Origin of the sequence: Bdellovibrio sp. HCB-162, assembly GCF_047344985.1 — a bacterium.
Lineage (GTDB): Bacteria > Bdellovibrionota > Bdellovibrionia > Bdellovibrionales > Bdellovibrionaceae > Bdellovibrio.
This window is the reverse complement of the sequence record NZ_CP178861.1, coordinates 1,742,140-1,760,256: the sequence shown is the minus strand read 5'-3', so window position 1 is coordinate 1,760,256 and position 18,117 is coordinate 1,742,140. Positions and strand designations below refer to the sequence as shown.

Annotated in this window: 15 protein-coding genes; 7 read left to right on the top strand and 8 right to left on the bottom strand. The window is 44.8% G+C overall.

The features are described 5' to 3' along the window. Position 1 precedes the first annotated feature (1 nt). The gene (locus ACLSSO_RS08665) at positions 2-493 is read right to left on the bottom strand and encodes a 6-pyruvoyl trahydropterin synthase family protein (protein WP_413944699.1); all 492 of its coding nucleotides are present in this window, start codon (positions 491-493) and stop codon (positions 2-4) included. A gap of 29 nt (positions 494-522) precedes the next feature. On the opposite strand from ACLSSO_RS08665, the gene queD reads away from it, so the two are divergent. Next, positions 523-882 (top strand): 6-carboxytetrahydropterin synthase QueD, encoded by a 360-nt coding sequence (queD, locus tag ACLSSO_RS08660; RefSeq protein ID WP_295904382.1) that lies wholly within the window; start codon positions 523-525, stop codon positions 880-882. Between the two features lie 92 nt (positions 883-974). Continuing rightward, on the top strand, positions 975-1,997 hold the full coding sequence (locus ACLSSO_RS08655) for a hypothetical protein (protein WP_413944698.1): 1,023 nt from the start codon (positions 975-977) through the stop codon (positions 1,995-1,997). Here ACLSSO_RS08655 and asd read toward each other — a convergent pair whose 3' ends face one another. Continuing rightward, positions 1,998-2,825, bottom strand: a complete 828-nt coding sequence (gene asd, locus ACLSSO_RS08650; protein WP_295905521.1) for an archaetidylserine decarboxylase — start codon at positions 2,823-2,825, stop codon at positions 1,998-2,000. It abuts the gene before it with no gap. A gap of 108 nt (positions 2,826-2,933) precedes the next feature. Here asd and ACLSSO_RS08645 point away from each other — a divergent pair, with 108 nt between their 5' ends. Both ACLSSO_RS08645 and ACLSSO_RS08640 read left to right on the top strand, forming a co-directional pair. Then, the gene (locus ACLSSO_RS08645; RefSeq protein WP_413944697.1) at positions 2,934-4,472 is read left to right on the top strand and encodes an NAD(P)/FAD-dependent oxidoreductase; all 1,539 of its coding nucleotides are present in this window, start codon (positions 2,934-2,936) and stop codon (positions 4,470-4,472) included. A 91-nt stretch (positions 4,473-4,563) separates the two neighbouring features. Further along, on the top strand, positions 4,564-6,180 hold the full coding sequence (locus ACLSSO_RS08640) for a hypothetical protein (protein ID WP_413944696.1): 1,617 nt from the start codon (positions 4,564-4,566) through the stop codon (positions 6,178-6,180). A gap of 63 nt (positions 6,181-6,243) precedes the next feature. On the opposite strand, the gene ACLSSO_RS08635 is transcribed toward ACLSSO_RS08640, so the two are convergent. After that, the gene (locus ACLSSO_RS08635) at positions 6,244-7,182 is read right to left on the bottom strand and encodes a DUF4382 domain-containing protein (protein ID WP_413944695.1); all 939 of its coding nucleotides are present in this window, start codon (positions 7,180-7,182) and stop codon (positions 6,244-6,246) included. Between the two features lie 273 nt (positions 7,183-7,455). Here ACLSSO_RS08635 and ACLSSO_RS08630 point away from each other — a divergent pair, with 273 nt between their 5' ends. Continuing rightward, on the top strand, positions 7,456-7,923 hold the full coding sequence (locus tag ACLSSO_RS08630; protein ID WP_413944694.1) for a DUF1003 domain-containing protein: 468 nt from the start codon (positions 7,456-7,458) through the stop codon (positions 7,921-7,923). Positions 7,924-8,004: 81 nt separating this feature from the next. Here the strand turns inward: ACLSSO_RS08630 and icmF are convergent, their stop codons facing one another. Genes icmF through ACLSSO_RS08615 form a run of 3 tightly spaced genes read right to left on the bottom strand, consistent with a single transcriptional unit; the run spans position 8,005 to position 12,926 of the window. Beyond that, complete coding sequence (icmF, locus tag ACLSSO_RS08625; protein WP_413944693.1) at positions 8,005-11,247, bottom strand: fused isobutyryl-CoA mutase/GTPase IcmF; 3,243 nt, start codon at positions 11,245-11,247, stop codon at positions 8,005-8,007. A 5-nt stretch (positions 11,248-11,252) separates the two neighbouring features. Continuing rightward, positions 11,253-12,053, bottom strand: coding sequence for an enoyl-CoA hydratase/isomerase family protein (locus ACLSSO_RS08620; protein WP_295904200.1), 801 nt, complete (start codon positions 12,051-12,053; stop codon positions 11,253-11,255). 12 nt (positions 12,054-12,065) lie between these two features. Then, positions 12,066-12,926 carry a 3-hydroxybutyryl-CoA dehydrogenase gene (locus ACLSSO_RS08615; protein ID WP_295904198.1) on the bottom strand — a complete coding sequence of 287 codons (861 nt, stop codon included), beginning with the start codon at positions 12,924-12,926 and terminating at the stop codon, positions 12,066-12,068. A 338-nt stretch (positions 12,927-13,264) separates the two neighbouring features. Here ACLSSO_RS08615 and ACLSSO_RS08610 point away from each other — a divergent pair, with 338 nt between their 5' ends. Continuing rightward, positions 13,265-14,419: a hypothetical protein gene (locus ACLSSO_RS08610; RefSeq protein ID WP_295904196.1), complete on the top strand. Its 1,155-nt coding sequence runs from the start codon at positions 13,265-13,267 to the stop codon at positions 14,417-14,419. A 93-nt stretch (positions 14,420-14,512) separates the two neighbouring features. Here ACLSSO_RS08610 and ACLSSO_RS08605 read toward each other — a convergent pair whose 3' ends face one another. Next, positions 14,513-15,214, bottom strand: coding sequence for a hypothetical protein (locus tag ACLSSO_RS08605; RefSeq protein ID WP_295904194.1), 702 nt, complete (start codon positions 15,212-15,214; stop codon positions 14,513-14,515). Positions 15,215-15,339: 125 nt separating this feature from the next. Here ACLSSO_RS08605 and ACLSSO_RS08600 point away from each other — a divergent pair, with 125 nt between their 5' ends. After that, positions 15,340-16,206, top strand: coding sequence for a hypothetical protein (locus ACLSSO_RS08600; RefSeq protein ID WP_295904193.1), 867 nt, complete (start codon positions 15,340-15,342; stop codon positions 16,204-16,206). A 4-nt stretch (positions 16,207-16,210) separates the two neighbouring features. Here the strand turns inward: ACLSSO_RS08600 and ACLSSO_RS08595 are convergent, their stop codons facing one another. Beyond that, the gene (locus ACLSSO_RS08595) at positions 16,211-18,043 is read right to left on the bottom strand and encodes a hypothetical protein (RefSeq protein WP_413944692.1); all 1,833 of its coding nucleotides are present in this window, start codon (positions 18,041-18,043) and stop codon (positions 16,211-16,213) included. Between the last annotated feature and the right edge of the window lie 74 nt (positions 18,044-18,117).

The window sequence follows — 18,117 nt, the reverse complement described above, 5'->3', positions numbered from 1 at the left end:
CTTAGTTAGATGGAACAATGGAGGAAGCCCCCTGACCGCGGGTTTCCTCCACATACACTTTCACTTTTTGTACGCCGTACTGTTTGAATTCCCCGTAAAAATCTTCCGCCAATAATCTTGAAAGCTGTTCAACGCTTGTGTTGCTGACTGGAAGAAGAATCACTTCATTTAACGGAAAAACATAAAAACGATCCCGGAATGTCACCTCCAAGGATTTCGCCGTTTTCTTAAACTTCATATCGGGATGCTTTTCAGGCAAAAGAACGATCTCGTCCCATTGATCCAAACGCGCCTTGATGTACTTTTTAAACACATTGAAATCTAAGAAATAACCTTCCGCATGAAGATCCTGTTCCGCCGGAGCTTTGATATCGATGCGGACCTGATAATTATGTCCATGCAAGCGCTCGGCGTGCTTTTCATCAAAAATAAGGAAATGAGCGGCCGAGAATTTGAAATTCTGCTTGGCTAAATGCAATGTGGTCGTGGACATAATCACCTCAAAGTGGTTATATCTTTAGCATGAAATTCGAACTGAAGCAGCATTTTCAAATTGAATCGGCCCGTTTCCTGCCCCACTTGCCCTCTTCTCATCCCTGTTCTCGCATGCACGGGCATAGTTTTAAGATTATTCTGACCCTCGTGGGCTCGTTAGATCCTAAAATCGGCTGGGTCATCGACTATAACGATATCCAAGCGAAGATGAAGCCTCTTTTAGAGAAGATCGATCACCGTGTTTTGAATGACGTCGAAGGCCTTGAAAATCCTACGTCAGAGCTTCTGGCAAAATGGATTTACGACCGCGCCCTTCCCGCTTTGCCAATGCTCACAAAAGTGACAATCGCAGAGACTCCTTTAACGGAGTGCACGTACCCTGCTTAAGTCTTCGCAATCTGAGTTTGTTATTTTCGTAGACCTCTGTTTTTTCTAAAAATGATCCCAGAATATCATTCCTATCGTGGAGTGATATTCTTATGCGTCTTAGGGCCTTTATCGCAGGTCTTTGTCTATTTCTTGTAAGCTCTTTGGCTTTCGCCAATGAACTGGAACTGATTTTCTACCGCGCCCCCGAGCCTTTAAATTGGGAAACTCCCGGAAGCCTTGTTCGCAGTGCTTATAGGAATATGAAAGCGCGGGTGAATGGTCATTCTTACCCTCACGCAATTTCTCACGTGAACGTGCGCCTGCAATGCGGAAACGAACCCTCCATTTACAGAGGAATGACTTCAGTGAGATCCAATCTTTCTTACGTTTGGGATTTCGCTTTTAAAGGTGTCGCTCTGGATGCCTTTATGATGAATGTGAAAGGCCGATCTTATACGGAAGAAGAAGTTCTTTCCTGGTTGGGTACACTCAAGCAGCAAGGTTATGTGCGAAGTCTTAAACTTATTCTTAATTCCGATCAGTGTGCGCGAGTGCAGCGATATATTCATCTCTATGAAGAACTTCGCCTAAACGAGGTTTATGGAGGACTTCGTTCTTTGCCCCATTATGGACAAGGTGCTGGATGCTCTGCTTACGCTGTGAGCTTTCTGCAAATTTTGGATTTCTTTCCGCCGTCGCTGGATCAATCATGGAAACGTAAACTGAAAGTTCCATTAGAACTCTTAAGCTCCAAAACGCGAAGTGCCCGCATCGGTTTTTTCGGATACTTACGAGGAAAAGACCGACCTTGGGCTTCCGACAAGGAACCTCACACGGTTCTGGAATTCTGGGACCCGGATTTAATGTATGCCTGGGTGGGAAATATCATTCGTGAGAAAAAGAATTTTCCCACCAATATGTGGCCCGAAAAAGACCCTAACTCTCCATTTCAAAGAGTCGTTTGGGACGTGCGCTCTTATCCAACAAGTACTAAATATTTTTTCGCTTATCGCCGAGGAACTCTAGATAACACCGTCGACTATCATATCCGAAATCGTGGCCGTCTTATGACAGACGAGGAGCTTTTAAATAAAACTCCCCGCACCTGCCGACTTTTTCAATCTTGCCCGTGATTACTTAACAAGAGCCGCGTTGACTTTCACCACCGGGCCTAAATCCAAATGCGATCCAAACTTCTGACGAAAGTTCGGTGGATAGAGCATCACAACTGTTGAACCCATGCGGAACATGCCAAGCTCTGAACCTTTATGCACAGGAATTTCAGGGCTGTATGTTTTATGTTGGAAAATATGTGGGCCTTTTTGATTTCCCTTAATTGCTTCATCAAAACTTAAAACAATATGACCCACATTGGTTGCACCGACGAAGACAACTCCCACAGGTCCTAAATCTGTTTCAATCTCGACAAGCACGCGTTCATTTACAGAGAAAAGATTTGGAACATTCGTCGTACTCCATTCGTTTACGGGCCACAACTCCCCTGGCATGTAACGCACATTCGTGATCACACCATCAACCGGAGAATGCACGCGGTGATAATCCGTAGGGCAAAGATAGTACGTAAGAAAACAACCGCCCGCCCACTTCTTTTGGCAGTCCGGATCTTGAGTAAACTCATCAAGGCGATAAGTCAGACCCTTTGCTTGAATCAAGGTGCCATTATCAATCGGCGCTGACTGAGTGATGCGACTGTCAGCAGGATGAACTGCCCAAGCGTTTGCAACAGGTCTGATTCCAGCTTTAAGACGACGTACGAAGAACTCGCCAATGGAAGGATACTCAGTGTAAGCCTTCTCAGCCTCATCTAAGTTGATGTTATAAAGCCACGCAAAGCCTCTAATAGAGAGTTTAGCCCACAAGGAAGGGCCTTTCCAATGCATGAAGTAACCGACCCAGCGGCTTAAGCGACGTTTAGGAAGAATTCGTGTAATTGCAGACATAGAAATCTTTATATCTAAACCCGACCCCTTTGTCATCATAAGAGGTTTAAGCTATAGTGCCTTATACCTAAAACCCATTGGCCCCGAACAAGAGCCCTGGAAGGATATATGTCTAAGATTCTTCAGAATGTCGAAATTCCTATTGATCAAGATTTAGAAGAAAAGTTGCAATGGCTGGTCCCTGATCATGGACCGTATCGTATTCTTCGCCAAAGCGTAGATGCTCGTCGCTCTCACTCTCCGCATTTTGTTTACTCTATTGAAGTCGCGGAAAAAGGTGAGACTCTTAACATTCCTCAATTTGATCTTGAGAAGATCTCAACTCCCAAAGAAAAGCCGTTGATTGTTGGCACTGGACCAGCTGGCCTCTTTGCAGCTCTTCGTTTTGTAGAGCGTGGAGTTCCCTGCATTCTTTTTGAGCGCGGCTCTGACAGTGGTGAGCGCATCAAAGGAATCAACCAATATTGGCGCTACGGAAAACTCGATCCTCGCAATAATGTTTGTTTTGGTGAAGGTGGCGCGGGTCTTTATTCCGATGGAAAATTAATCACGCGTATTAAGTCTCCGCACATTCCTTATGTGATGAATCGTCTGGTGAAATTCGGAGCGCCTGAAGAAATTCAATGGCTTTCAAATCCTCACGTGGGTTCCGACCGCATTCGCCGTGTGATCCCTAAAATGCGTGAGTTCTTAAAAGCGAATGGTTGTGAAATTCATTTCAACACGCAGGTGACGGAAATTCTTTTTGAAGGAAAGCAAGTTGTCGGTGTTCGCACGGAACATGGGACGGAATTTAAATCTCCTCATGTTGTTTTAGCAACGGGACACTCTGCTGAAGATATGATCAATCATCTTCGCGATGCCGGCGTTCACTTAGATGGAAAATCTTTTGCAATGGGTTTGCGTGTAGAACACTCGCAAGCTTCGATCAATAAGATTCAATATCGTCAATTTTCGGAACATCCAAAATTAGGAGCAGCCAACTACAAGCTTGCTCACCATAACGATAAAACAGGCATCGGAGTTTATTCATTCTGTATGTGTCCTGGCGGCTACGTTCTTTCTTCAGGCACAGAAGCTGACGGTATTGTTTGCAACGGCATGAGTAACTACAATCGCAACTCCCCGTTCGCAAATGCCGCGATTGTTGTCAGCATTGATCACGAAAAGAATTTCGGTAAAGACGTTTTCGGTGGAATGAAACTTCGTCGTGAACTTGAAACGCGCATGTATCAGTCCGTTCTTGATAAAGGCGGCTCACGTGAACTTCCCGCGCAAAATCTTTTAGACTTCTTATATGGACCTAAAAAAGAAGAACGCGCCTTGCGTGCGGGATCTTCTCCTTCAGGGGCGATTTCTGTTCGCCTGGATGACATTCTTCCTAAGGATATGCGCAATCGTCTGCGCGAAGGCTTTGAAAAATTTCAGGGCAGCATGAAGGGATTTCTCACGGAAGATGCGCAAGTGTATGGGATCGAATCCAGAACGAGCTGCCCTGTGCGTGTGACTCGCGACAATGAAACACTCCAAAGCATTTCGCATGCGGGACTTTACCCTGCCGGAGAAGGCGCTGGATACGCCGGCGGTATCACTTCCGCAGCTTGTGATGGCATTCGCATCGCTGAAAAGATCATCGAACTTCTGTAGCCAAGAAAGGTACCTGGTACCTTTTTTCCACCGACATTTTTTGGCGCAGGCTTTGCAAAATCTTCTTCCGTCATAAATTGGAGGAGGAAACATGCACGCAAAACCACTTTTCGGAGCCATTTTGACTCTTCTTTTGGGAGTGAGCTCATTCGCCGCTCCGCAAGAGAAGACTCAAGATATTATCACTAGAGAACTTTCGAACGGTAACACTGTCCGCACAGAGATGTCTCTGAATGTCTATAGACAAGAACCTTATCAAGCAGAATATACGGAGCAAGTTCCGTATCAAGTCGAAGAAACGTACTATGTCGACGTTCCTTATCAAACGACAGAGACTTACTACGAAAACGTTCCTTACACGGAACGTGTTGCCTACACAGACACTGAAGTATACTGGGACAACGATTACGTTTGTCGTAACGTAACGAAGTACCGTCAAGAGTGTCATAACGAGCGGGTGTGTGCTCCGGGTGGCCGCGTTTGCCAACCTATCACGGAGTGCGGAACAAATGCTCATGGCGAGCGTATTTGTAAAACTCGCAATGAGTGCCGCGATGAAGGCCCTCGTGATTGCCGTGATGTTCCTCAATGCCGCCAAGTTCCTTATACAGACCGCGAATGTGGATACGAGCAAGTTCGCAAAACTCGCACTGTGACTAAATACCGTGATGAAGTTCGCTACAGACAAGAACTTCGTACTCGCACTGTAACGAAGTATCGCCAAGAAGCGCGCACTCGTACAGTGACTAAATACCGCGAAGAAACTCGTTGCTGCGTAACGAAGTACCGTGATGTTTTTGACCACCAATTCACTCAACCAGTCGCGGTGGTATTCCCGGCGGAAGCTGTGTTGCTTGCTGGTGAAGTTGAAAAAATCCAAGTGACTTTGCGTGGAAGCGAAAGTAAACCGGATGTGAACATCTCTGTTCGTTCCGATATTTTTGGTTACGCTATTGACCAAGTTCGTATGGATGGCCGTGAAAAAGTATTTGTTCTTAAACTTGTTCCTAAGTGGACAGAACAAAATGCTGGAACAGCCTCTGTTCAAGGTTTGAAATTAAGCTTCAATAAAGGGCAAGGTAAAATCATCTTTAAAGAAACAGTGGCATCAGCTCGTTTGGTTTCCGTGTATACTTTGGAAATCCGTGATCAACAAAGCCAAGCTGTGATTCTTCAACAACGTATTGAAGGTACTGAAGCGAAAGTGTTTGAAATCGCAGCCCCTGAATTGGCTCGCGAAGGTAAATACGGCATCTTGCTTCACGTTGAACGTCACGGTGTCAACGTTTCTGGCGGAGCTTTGACTTTCGATCAAACAGCGTCTTACGAGAAAAAAGAACTAGATCAAGATGAGATCCAAAATCTTAAGAACAAAGATCAAGTTCAATTGGTAGCGATCGAAGGTCAAGGTGCTGAAAGCGTTCTTGTCTTCCGCGATCAAACTCCAGCGGCTGAAGAAATCAAATCGACTTATAAAGCTGTTATCTGGAAAAAACTTTCTAACGGTAAGATCGAATGGTTGGGTGAAAAAGCTTTTGCTCGTGAAGACATCACGCGTACAGGCGATGAATTAGTGATCGCATTTAAAGCGGTGGGCGTGAATCCAGCTGTGGGTACTAAAATTTACATCGACCTTGTTGTGAATCGCACAAGCGCTCAATACTTGGGCTCTCAAAAAGTGCAATTTATCGTGAGCAAAACGTTCTAATTTTTGGAACCCTAAAAAAAGAAAAAGCCGGCTCCGCGAGGAACCGGCTTTTTTATTTTTAAATTACATATTGCGCATTTGTTCTGGAGTTAACACAGGCATTGTATCGACAATAGGATCTTCCTCAGCATAACCATCATTGGAAGGATCGTTTTGCTCTGGAGTTGTTACAAGCTCAGTGCCTCCGCTGGAATCAGTACCTCCGGTTTCACTGCCTGAATCTGGATTCGTGACAACGTCACTGCCTCCACTTTCAGAACCAGTTTCTGATCCTGTTTCAGAACCCGTCTCAGAACCTGAATCCGGATTTGTCACAACGTCACTGCCGCCGCTTTCTGAACCACTTCCTGGTTCTTCAGAACCAGAGCCTGGCTCTTCCGATCCTGGTTGTTCAGGAACAACGATTGGTTTTTTATACGCTGACTTTAACTTCAAAACTGGTTTTAAAAGACATCCACCATTGCCTTGAATAACCACAGATTTTAAAGCATCGAAGTCGACCACGATGTCATATTGATGACCCGCTTCGAATTCAAATTTATTAGTCAGAATAATTTTAACACCCGTTTTTTGTGCGCTTGGAGTTTTTAACTCACAGATAGAATCGTCACTCTTCACCGCATAGTGACCATCCCCTTTGAGCACAAGACGGATCTGTTGGATTTGCAGACCATCCGGAGCGATCACGTCTTGCAATGGCAAGGTGACTCCATTTTGCAGAGTGAGCAGATCCACAAGTCCTAGATCTTGAGCCAAGATCACACGCCCTGCTTTTCCACGCCCCGCAACCACGACCTCCATATGGTCGATATTAACGAACACGGATTTAAGCTCTCTATTCGGAGCATCCGTTAACTTGAAACTCACGGCAGCTTCCTTTTGCGGATCTGCGGAGCCAAGGCTTGACATCGTCGTAGCTGCTGTCTGCGAACCGTTTTGACTGCAGGCCGCGACCAAAGACACGACGGTGAAAATCGATATCTTTTTAACTAAACTCTTCATACACCCTCCTGGTGAAATCTTTGTTTTAATGTACGCCTGAAGATCAAAAAAACCAAAAATACCCTCTATGAAACGATCATTCTGAGAGGGCTGTCTAATCCTTTGCCAGTTTCTAAAACATTGTAGTGACACAATAAAAAGGAACTCGGATATGCCGGGATACAGCTCGCCAGCACTACAAAACCAACCTACATTGAGATCATGAAGCTTAAGCAGATTTTAAACTCAGAATCTTTCTACAAGGAAAAACTCCACGAACTTGTGGAAGAGTCTTTGAAGGAAGAAAAACTGATCTCGAAAAAACTCATGGAGATCGAATCTGACAGGGATATCTCCCTCGGGCAAAAACTCGCTGACAAAGTCGCTTCATTTGGGGGAAGTTGGACATTTATTCTGATTTTCTCAGCCACGGTCGCTCTATGGATTATTCTCAACACCAGCCTGGTTACACTTCACCCTCTCGATCCCTACCCCTTTATTCTTTTAAACCTGGTGCTATCGTGTATTGCAGCGATTCAAGCACCGATTATTATGATGAGTCAAAATCGCCAGGAAGAAAAAGACCGTCGTCGAGAAAGAACTGATTTTATTATCAACACCAAAGCAGAAATTGAAGTTCGTAACCTTCACGAAAAAATGGACCTGCTTCTTTCGCAGCAAATGAATTCTCTTTTTCAAATACAAAAGGAACAGCTCAATTTGCTGAATAAGCTTCTCGATAAAGACAAGAAGCATTCGTAGGTACCTGCTTCCCATCGTACTGAAAAAGTACAATGGGATTCAGAAAATAGGTACCAAATCGACACGAAGGGAAGCTGGTACCTAAAGGTTTCTGCGGTACTGACCGCCGACTTCGTAAAGGGCTTGAGTCATTTGATATAAGCTGCAATGTCTTGCCGCTGTCATCAAAGCCGCAAAGATGTTTCCACCGTTGAGGACCGTGTCCTTCAGGTTTTGAAGTTCACGTTCCGCCTCAGTTTGATGAGACTTTTGATAATTGTGAACATTCGACAACTGCGCGTTCTTTTCTTCGTAAGAAGCACGAGCCAGTTCAATCTTCGGTGGAACGTAATCCGCAGCCATTGTCTTAGGATCAATGAACGTATTTACGCCGATGATTGGCAAAGTGCCATCGTGTTTAAGTCTTTCGTAATATAAAGACTCTTCTTGGATTTTAGAACGTTGGTATTGAGTTTCCATTGCACCCAAAACGCCACCACGCTCGTTGATCTTTTTAAATTCATTCAGAACGGCTTCTTCCACCAAATCCGTCAGCTCTTCAATGAAGTAAGCCCCTTGAGTTGGGTTCTCGTTCTTCGTCATTCCGAATTCACGGTTGATGATCAACTGAATCGCCATCGCACGACGAACAGATTCTTCTGTTGGAGTCGTGATCGCTTCGTCATACGCATTTGTATGCAAGCTATTGCAATTATCATAAAGAGCAATCAAGGCCTGCAATGTCGTACGGATGTCGTTAAAGTCGATCTCTTGCGCATGCAATGAACGACCTGACGTTTGAATGTGGTATTTCAATTTTTGTGAACGATCGTTACCTTTATAAAGGTCGCGCATTGCTACCGCCCAAATACGGCGAGCCACGCGTCCTAGAACCGCATACTCAGGATCTAGGCCGTTACTAAAGAAGAACGAAAGATTTGGAGCAAAGTCATCAACCTTAAGACCGCGCGCCAAATAGTATTCAACAAATGTGAAACCATTTGAAAGTGTGAACGCCAATTGAGAGATCGGATTCGCACCGGCTTCTGCAATATGGTAACCAGAAATACTCACAGAGTAGAAGTTTCTGATTTTGCTATTCACGAAGAACTCTTGAATATCTCCCATCATCTTCAATGCGAAGTTGATAGAGAAGATGCAAGTGTTTTGGCCTTGGTCTTCTTTTAAGATGTCCGCCTGAACAGTTCCGCGCACTTGTTGAAGTGTCCAGTTTGCTACGTCGGCCCACTCTTGTTGAGTAAGCTTACGACCTAGCTCTGCTTCCTTCTTTTCGACTTGCTGATCAATCGCTGTATTGAAGTAGAAAGCCAGAATCATCGGCGCTGGACCGTTGATTGTCATACTCACAGACGTATTCGGATTGATAAGATCAAAGCCCGCATAAAGCTTCTTCATATCATTCAAAGTACAAATGCTAACACCTGACTCCCCGACTTTACCGAAGATGTCTGGACGCTGATCAGGATCTTGTCCGTACAAAGTCACAGAGTCAAAAGCTGTAGAAAGACGATGAGCCGTCTCCCCTTTTGTAAGGTAATGGAAACGACGGTTTGTTCTTTCCGGAGTTCCTTCGCCTGCGAACATGCGCTTTGGATCTTCATCGGCGCGTTTTAGCTGGAACACACCGGCTGTGTACGGAAATTCACCTGGAACGTTTTCAAGTTTAAGATATTTAAATCTGTCTCCCCAGTCTTTAAACTTAGGAACCACGACACGGCGGATTTTTGTGCCGGACAAAGATTCACGAACTAGGTCCTGGCGGATTTCTTTATCACGGACTTTAAAGATCAATTGATCGCCTGAATACGTTTCAATCAATTTATCGAAGTTTTGCAATTGATCGATTTCGTCTTGAGTGAAATCAGCGCTCAATTCTGCTTCGACTTTTTTTACAGTCTCTGGATTTGCTCCCAAAAGAGGAGCGACTTTTTTAAGTCCACCCAATTGAGATGCTTTTTCGGCCAATGTTTCCGTGCGTTTTTTATATTTGTGTACGGTTGTGACGATTTCAGCCAAATAGTTCTGGCGATCTGCTGGAATGATCACATGTTCTTCAGCCGAAAGAATGTTGGACTTAAACTTCGGATCAACACCCCAAAGACCTTTTTGGTGCGATTCTAATAGATCCGCCATTTTAAAGAATAATTTATTAACGCCGCCATCGTTAAATTGAGAAGCCTGAGTCAAGAACACAGGAACCTCAACCTTTTCATCAAAGATTTTACGAGAGCGTTTGTATTGTTTTGTTACGTCACGAAGAGCATCTAAAGCTCCGCGACGGTCCGCTTTATTGACTGCGATCAAATCAGCAAAGTCGATCATGTCGATCTTCTCAAGCTGTGATTGCGCACCGAAATCAGATGTCATCACGTACATAGACAGATCACTGACTTCCGTGATCGCCATATTGCCCTGACCGATTCCCGAAGTTTCCGCAATGATAAAATCAAAGTCCAACTGACGGATGAATTTTAAAATCTCGGGCAAGGAAGACGCGATCTCACGACCTGAACCACGAGACGCCACAGATCTCATGTACACGCGGTTGCGCGACAATGAGTTCATGCGGATACGGTCACCTAAAAGCGAACCACCTGTTTTACGTTTTGATGGGTCCACGCAGACTACGGCGATCTTTTTCGTTGGATAAGCATTTAAGAATCGTTGCACAAGTTCATCGATCAAAGACGACTTACCAGCTCCACCCGTTCCCGTGATACCCAAAACCATTGGGTTTGCAGTTCTTGCTTTAAAAGACTCAAGCCCAAAATTCGCCAAAGAGAAATCTTTATGACCGTTTTCAATGGCAGTGAGTGCCACACCCAACTCCACGGAAGGAATTGTGTCACCGGCAAAGATGTTTTTCTTGGTCTTGTACTCTTTTTGTTTTTCAAGAATATCAAAGTCACAACCGCGGATGACCATTTCGATCATGCCTTCAAGACCCAGCTTACGACCATCGTCAGGATGGAAAATCTGCGCGATACCGTAAGCTTCAAGTTCCTGTTTTTCTTCGTGGACGATAACGCCGCCACCGCCACCAAAAATACGAACGTATCCTGCACCGGCCTCATCAAGAAGATCCTTCATGTACTTGAAGTACTCCATGTGGCCCCCTTGGTAGGAGCTGATGCAAACACCTTGAGCGCCTTCTTGCAAGATGGCTTTCACAACATCGCTCACAGAACGGTTGTGGCCCAAGTGAATCACTTCCGCACCCATGTCTTGAAGAATACGGCGCATGATATTGATACTTGCGTCGTGCCCATCAAACAGAGCGGCAGCAGTGACGATACGAATCGGATTTTTGAGAGTATATGCCATATAACTTAGATACCTTTAAACACAGCCTTGCGTTTTTCAATGAAAGCACCAGTGCCTTCTTTTACGTCTTCAGAGTTGAAAAGCTCCGCAAAGATCTTCGCTTCGTTCTTTTGCGCTTCTTCAACATCCATATCCCAAGCTTGATTGATAGAGATCTTCGCAGAACCCACAGCAATCGGAGCCTTGGCTAAAATTGTTTCCACTGTTTTCATCACAGCAGGCATCAACTCTGCCGCAGGGAAAACTTTATTTACTAGACCCACAGTTTGCGCTTCTTGTGCTGTGATCATACCACCTGTGTATGTCAACTCACGAGCGCGACGTTGTCCGATCGCGCGAGCCATACGAACAGTTCCACCGAACCCTGGGATCAAACCAAGACTTACTTCTGGCAAACCGAATTTCGCGTTTTCAGAAGCGTAGATGAAATCACAGCCCAAAGCCAACTCACAACCACCACCCAATGCAAAACCATTGACCGCTGCGATCACAGGGATTTTAAGCAAAGTGAGTTCGTGGAAAATACTTTGACCGCGTTGAGCGAACACCAAAGCTTTTTCTTCATCAAGATCATGAATTTCTTTAATATCCGCGCCCGCAACGAAAGCCTTCTCGCCAGCTCCTGTGATAATCAAAGCGCGAGCGTCTTCGTAAGACATCTCGCCGATTTGACGAAGAGCTTCGCCCATTTCGTTAAGCACTGTCGAATTCAGAGCATTCAAAGACTCAGGACGGTTGACTGTAAGAAGCCAAACGCCATTGGTCTTTTGCTCAAGAAGAATTGTTTTATAATTAAAATTCGCCATAAGTAATTCCTATTACTTCGCTGAGTAGTCGTAGAAACCACGACCTGTCTTACGTCCCAACCATCCGGCTTCAACGTATTTCACAAGAAGCGGACATGGACGGTATTTAGAATCTCCCAAACCATCATGAAGCACGTTCATGATCGCAAGGCACGTATCAAGACCGATAAAGTCCGCCAACGTCAATGGGCCCATAGGTTGATTCGTTCCCAATTTCATCGCGCTGTCGATAGATTCCACAGAAGCGATACCTTCGTGAAGAGTGTAAACAGCTTCGTTAATCATCGGCATCAAGATGCGATTCACGATAAAGCCCGGCATGTCTTTCACAGACTCAACGAAAACTTTGTCCATTTTCTCTGCCAATGCTTTTACTGTCGCAAAAGTTTCATCGGAAGTTTGCAAACCGCGAATTCCTTCCACCAACTTCATCAAAGGAACAGGATTCATGAAGTGCATGCCTGCTACTTTTGTTGGACGTTTTGTTACGCCTGCGATTTTTGTGATAGAGATCGAAGATGTATTTGAAACCAACAACGCTTCTGGTTTTACAGCCGCATCAAGGTCTTTAAAGATCTTAAGCTTCAAGTCGATATTTTCAGTCGCTGCTTCAATCACGATATCGCAGTCTTTCAAAGCCGCTGTTTCTTGAGCTGTTTTAATTCGGCCCAACAACGCCGCTTTGTCGGCTTCGCTCATACCACCTTTTTTGATGATACGATCACAGCTTCCAGAGATCGTCGCGATTCCTTTTTCAAGAGCCGCTCCGCTGACATCCAACATGATGACGTTAAAACCAAAATTGGCCGCCACTTGTGCGATGCCGTTCCCCATTTGTCCTGCGCCTACGACGCCGATTGTTTTGATATTCATTATATCACTCCGCGTTAAATTAGATTGAAAAACCAACGCATTACCAGTACCTAACTTTAGACCAGAGGTCAAAAGTTCTGGTCTTGAGAAGCTCCTTCCTCACCCCGCAAAATAAAGAAATGCGGTCCGTACTCTCTCTGACATTGCCTATGCTTTTCCTGGTGCCTAATTCTTGGGCTGCTCTATCGACGGACGCAGACACGGCCGTCTCTTTTTTCCGAAACAAAAACAGTCTTTTCGCCTCTGGCCAGGTGAGTCGAACCACTCTTGAAGACAAACTGATCCGCTCTGAGGCGGAGATTTCATTTCACGCTGCCTGGGATAAAAAAGAATATGTTATGCAAAGTGATCAGATCTTGCGTGACATTCAAGTCGCTCGTTTTGTCGAGACGAAATCTGCAACTTCACTTCTAAGTCTAAACCGGAGCGATGCGCCTCCTGTAAAAAATCTTGGTGCGAAAGCTCCGTTAGAAATCGTGACCGTCGAAGACTTTTGGGTTCGCGTGAAAGAGAAAGACAGCAAAGTCGAAGGATGGCTGCCTTTGCAATCTCTGCAAAGTCGTCATGATGATTTAGGTATTTATACGAACCTTATCGACACCTATCTTCGTAAGGATGCGAGTTCTTCAGCAAAAGTTGTGACGACGATTCCCCGTTTACGCAGAATTGTTCCTCTAGAAATCACGAAGAACTTTTTGAAAATTCAATACGAAAATCAAATCGGCTATGCGGATATCACGCACTTTGTTTCACGTGCTGATTTTGCAAGTCTCGCTTATCATCCAAAGAAAAACTGGGTCACTGTTCTTTACCGCAATAACGATGTGATCATCACACAAAAAGGCGAAACGATTCCGATGAAAGAGATTTTGGGATACGTCACAAATTCTCATCGCGGCATTGTGATTCGCCCGGACAGCGCTACTTATGGCCCGCCTCTTCGCGCGCGTGTGGAGATTTTAAAACCAGAAGCGCACATCTGGGGCATTAGCAAGATCGATGGTCACGGCGAAGTTTGGTGGAAGAAAAAGAATCTTTTGCTGGAAGAACCGGAAGCTCCGTCGAAATCTACGGTGACAACAGATTCACTCTTAAAGCGCGAGATCTATTCGATCGCGTTTGAAAATAAAAACTCCGTGCGTGGACTGGTTTCATCCGAAGGCGTTTACCGCACTGAAGACGGTTTGACTTGGACTCAAATTCCTCTTTTTGGAAAACAAAATTATCCCGTGAGCATTCATCCGAATGGAACGTGGTTTGTAGGCTCTTACAAGAGCACCAATCACGGCAAAAGCTTTGAGCCCTTCATTCGTTGGGACAATATCGCACAAGCCATTGAGGCTGCTTACCACAGCAATCCCAAGATCATGCGCTTGACTCAGATCGAAGCGCTTCCTAATTCCCGCATTCTTATTCACGTCGACACAGGTGTGAAGCAAATCAAGCTCCGCAGCTTGATTGGTGATTTGCATTGGGATGTTATTAAGAATTAATTCTTTCTTTGATCGCCAGCGTACCCTATCAACAGTTGCTTGACCTTTACCTTTAGACTGCGTGAAACAAAAAAAGAAGCTGACCTTTAAATGCTATCTCAGAATATCCGGCTTCTCAGGAGGAGACACATGTTCAATATACATGAGTCTTAAAGTAAAAAGATCACCTTGGCTCAGACCGCGATCTCGGTGGTTGCGAGTCACGCAGTAACTCATAATGGAGTCCGGATCGTACTCGGTATAACCACGAGCAAATATCATCGGCTCTTTCTTACTGCCGTCAATGTCACAACCAACAGCGTTGGGATGGTCATGCTCATGCATAAGGCCTGCAGTATGTCCAAATTCGTGAATTACTGTAGATTTGGAAAGTCCACTAATAAAAAACTGAATCGAACCCGCAGCTCCTGGAAAATCTCGAGAAGCGTACATCAGTCCTTGCCCAAGTGTCGACTGAGCGCGCGTAACCGAATCCCAGCCTAGCTTCCATCTTTTACGATAGTTGATGATCACATTGCTTCGATCACCGACAACACAATCCGTGAAACCATAAAAGTAAATACCTGTCCGCTCTGGCGTGTATTCCTGTTCAACCCAGGACTGAACAAGATGCTTTTGCTCATCACTCCAGGGACTTCTTTTATAACTCTCTTTGGAATCTTCAACGGGATTGGCAAAACAAACTTTTACGCCATGACCCTTTCGCGTGTTCCAAGTCGTCCATACAAACATTCCCGCATGAGCTTCATTGCTCAACACTAAAAAAGATATAAACAAAAGAAAATAGAGTCTCATAAAAAACGCCCTTTCCTTCTCGGGAATACCTTTGGTATTTGCAATTCCGCAACCACTCCTTAACAGAGATATACGCAATTAGGAGAAGGCCTACTGTCACTATCTTGGGCAGGCGGTAACAAAATTTGAAGAGCCTGTTCGATTCGAACTGCAGATTCGCAACAAAAATGAATGACGGAATTCATTCGCAGATTCACAATAAACTCATGACACATCATCAAGATATCCAAGACATCAATGCGGAACGTTCCACCAAAGGTGGCGCTTACGGTTTTATTGAAAGTTTCCTTCGCCGCTTTCGTCTGGCCACATTTTTAGGTGTTCTTATTCCTGTCGCTGTCGCCTATATCATTTGCTTAGGAACGGCGCTGACTCCGGGGATTTATCTTTTTCGCTGGGCTCTCTCAGAGGTTTCTGAATTCAACGGCGTTCTTCAAGCTTTTATTTTAGGTCTCTCAGTCGCCATAGGATTTGTGGCTTTCGTGATCACACTGATTCTTATTGTTCCAATTCTTAACGCCCCGGCTTTGCCATTTATAAAACCTTACCGTGGCCCTTGGTTTTCTTTAGAATCCATCCCTTGGCTTTACCACAATGCTTTAACGTATCTTGTGCGTTACACCGTTTTAGATTTTATCACACCGACACCGTTAAACATTTTTTTCTTTCGCGCGATGGGAATGAAAATCGGAAAAGGTTGCATGATTAACTCTTCGAACATTTCCGATCCATGTTTGATTCATCTTGGTGACTACGTGACGATTGGTGGGTCTGCCTATTTGATGGCTCACTATGGAATGAAAGGCTATCTGGTCATTGATCATCTAAAAATCGGTGCAGGTGCTACCATAGGACTTGCCGCTAAGGTTCTAGGCGGAGTCGAGATCGGCCGCAGAGCCACCGTGGCTCCGAACGCCACGGTCTTTCCGAAAACAGTGATTAAGGAAATGGAGAAGTTCGGCGTTCCTGATAAGATCACGACCGCCGACTAACAACTCACCATTTTAAACTCATCCAAATCAGACCGCCGAAGCCTTTTGCGTTGTCGCTTTCGAGGCCCGGAGAGATTTCCTCCTTGTATAACGGATAAACTCTTCGCCCTTTGCGATAAGAGACTTCAGCTCCCGCTTGAACAAATTTTGCGAAATCCCTTTTTAATCCCACCTTAAATTCCGAAGATGCCGGGATATCATAGAATGGATCGCCCGATTTATTTCCTACAACTTTAGCAACATCCATAGCGATATAAACTTCGCCAAGACTTCCTGCAGGATAAGACGCTTCCACGGCATTCTTTACGGCTTGTGCGGCCATAGTTTCAACGCCTTCAAATAAATACAATTCACCGCGCACGAGCAAATAAACTTTTCCGATCTGTTTATCGAAAATCAAAGAAATCTTGTCGGACTCGGTCACCCATTTTGAAGTCGATGAGTAGTGTCCATCCTTCACGCGGCGGTACGTGCGTTCATGATCAACTGTCACACTTCCAGATGAGTAACTGGAACCTACTTTAACGCTCATATCAGGAGCACTCATGTCTTTTGGACTCTTAAGATTGCGATCAATGCTCGATGTTTCTAACTCCACTCGTCCTGTCGTGCGATTCACTCTGGCAGTACCTCGGACTTGCATATTGCTTAAAAAGACATTTCTTTGTTTTTGTTCCCACTCCATCTCATTGTTGATTGTGGGAGCGCCCACTTGTCCTGCTGCCACATAGCCGCGAGCAGAAAGGCCGAATTCATCAACCAGAGTGTCCGTATAGATACTGACACTAGCTCCACTGGCAAGCCCGGCTCCTGAAAACTGATACACGCCTTCTTCTGAAGAATATTTTTGATGAAGCATAAAAGCCCGTAAGTAAGAACCACTGGCGTCTTGCTTTACGACTTGCATACCCACGGAGTTGCTTTGATTGCCAATGCGCATTTGTAAAATCGAATCCTCTTTTCCCGCATACGCAAGTTCTTTAAGGCCTTCTTGAATCCACAGAGACGTCTGTGGAATGTACGCATGAAAATCACCACGATTTCCTTCAGTATAAACGGTTCCCACCAAAGGACCTAAAACACGATTGCTGACTTCGAGCATACTCTGCTGGCTCTTTTGTCCGGTGTTAATCACTTGCGAATAGTTTTGAATATAGTATTCACCGGTTTTTGGATCTCTAAAGTGATAGATAAAATGTCCGCCGGAATCCTGGCCCTTCTTATCTTTTTGCCATATCCCCGTATGAAGCCCGACATCCGTAAATCCCAAAGCTTTGGCCTGTCCTGCGAGGTACTTGTGAATATCACCGCAAATGCCGCCTTCATTTCCGGAAGACAAAGAATTTTGAAAAAGCTCTTCAGAGGTATTTTTATTAGATTCACTTTGCGAGTAAAATCCAGACAAACGAGATCCCGACAAAGATAAGAACAAAAGTTTTTGATCTTGAGTCAACGACGAAGCCTGTTGAGAAAGCAGACTTAAACTTTCATTGTAAGATCTCGCTTTAGAAAAAGTTTGGTTATCCAGCCCAAAGGCAGCTTTATAAAGATCCACCACTCTGTTGTATTCTATAAGGCGGCCTTTAAAGGTATCGTTGATACTAAAGGCCGTCACATCAACGTACTCTCCTTCAGGTTCGGTTTCGTAGTAGAAATAAGAATCAAAATGACGGGTTCCCTCTTTTTGCTCTTGCCCATATTTTTGCTCGTACTTTTGATCGTTTTCAGAAAAAACTCTTTCAAGATCGCGCATCTGAGTATCCAGCTTCTCTTGTGCCCACACAGTAGAAGTCGATAGCAGTAAAACGGACGCCGTGATTCTTTTTAGGTGTTTCATAGGAACACTCTTTCTTTTTTGAAGTTAGACCTTAAATCTTTCCTTCCAAGAATCTCGCCAACGCTATCAAAGCC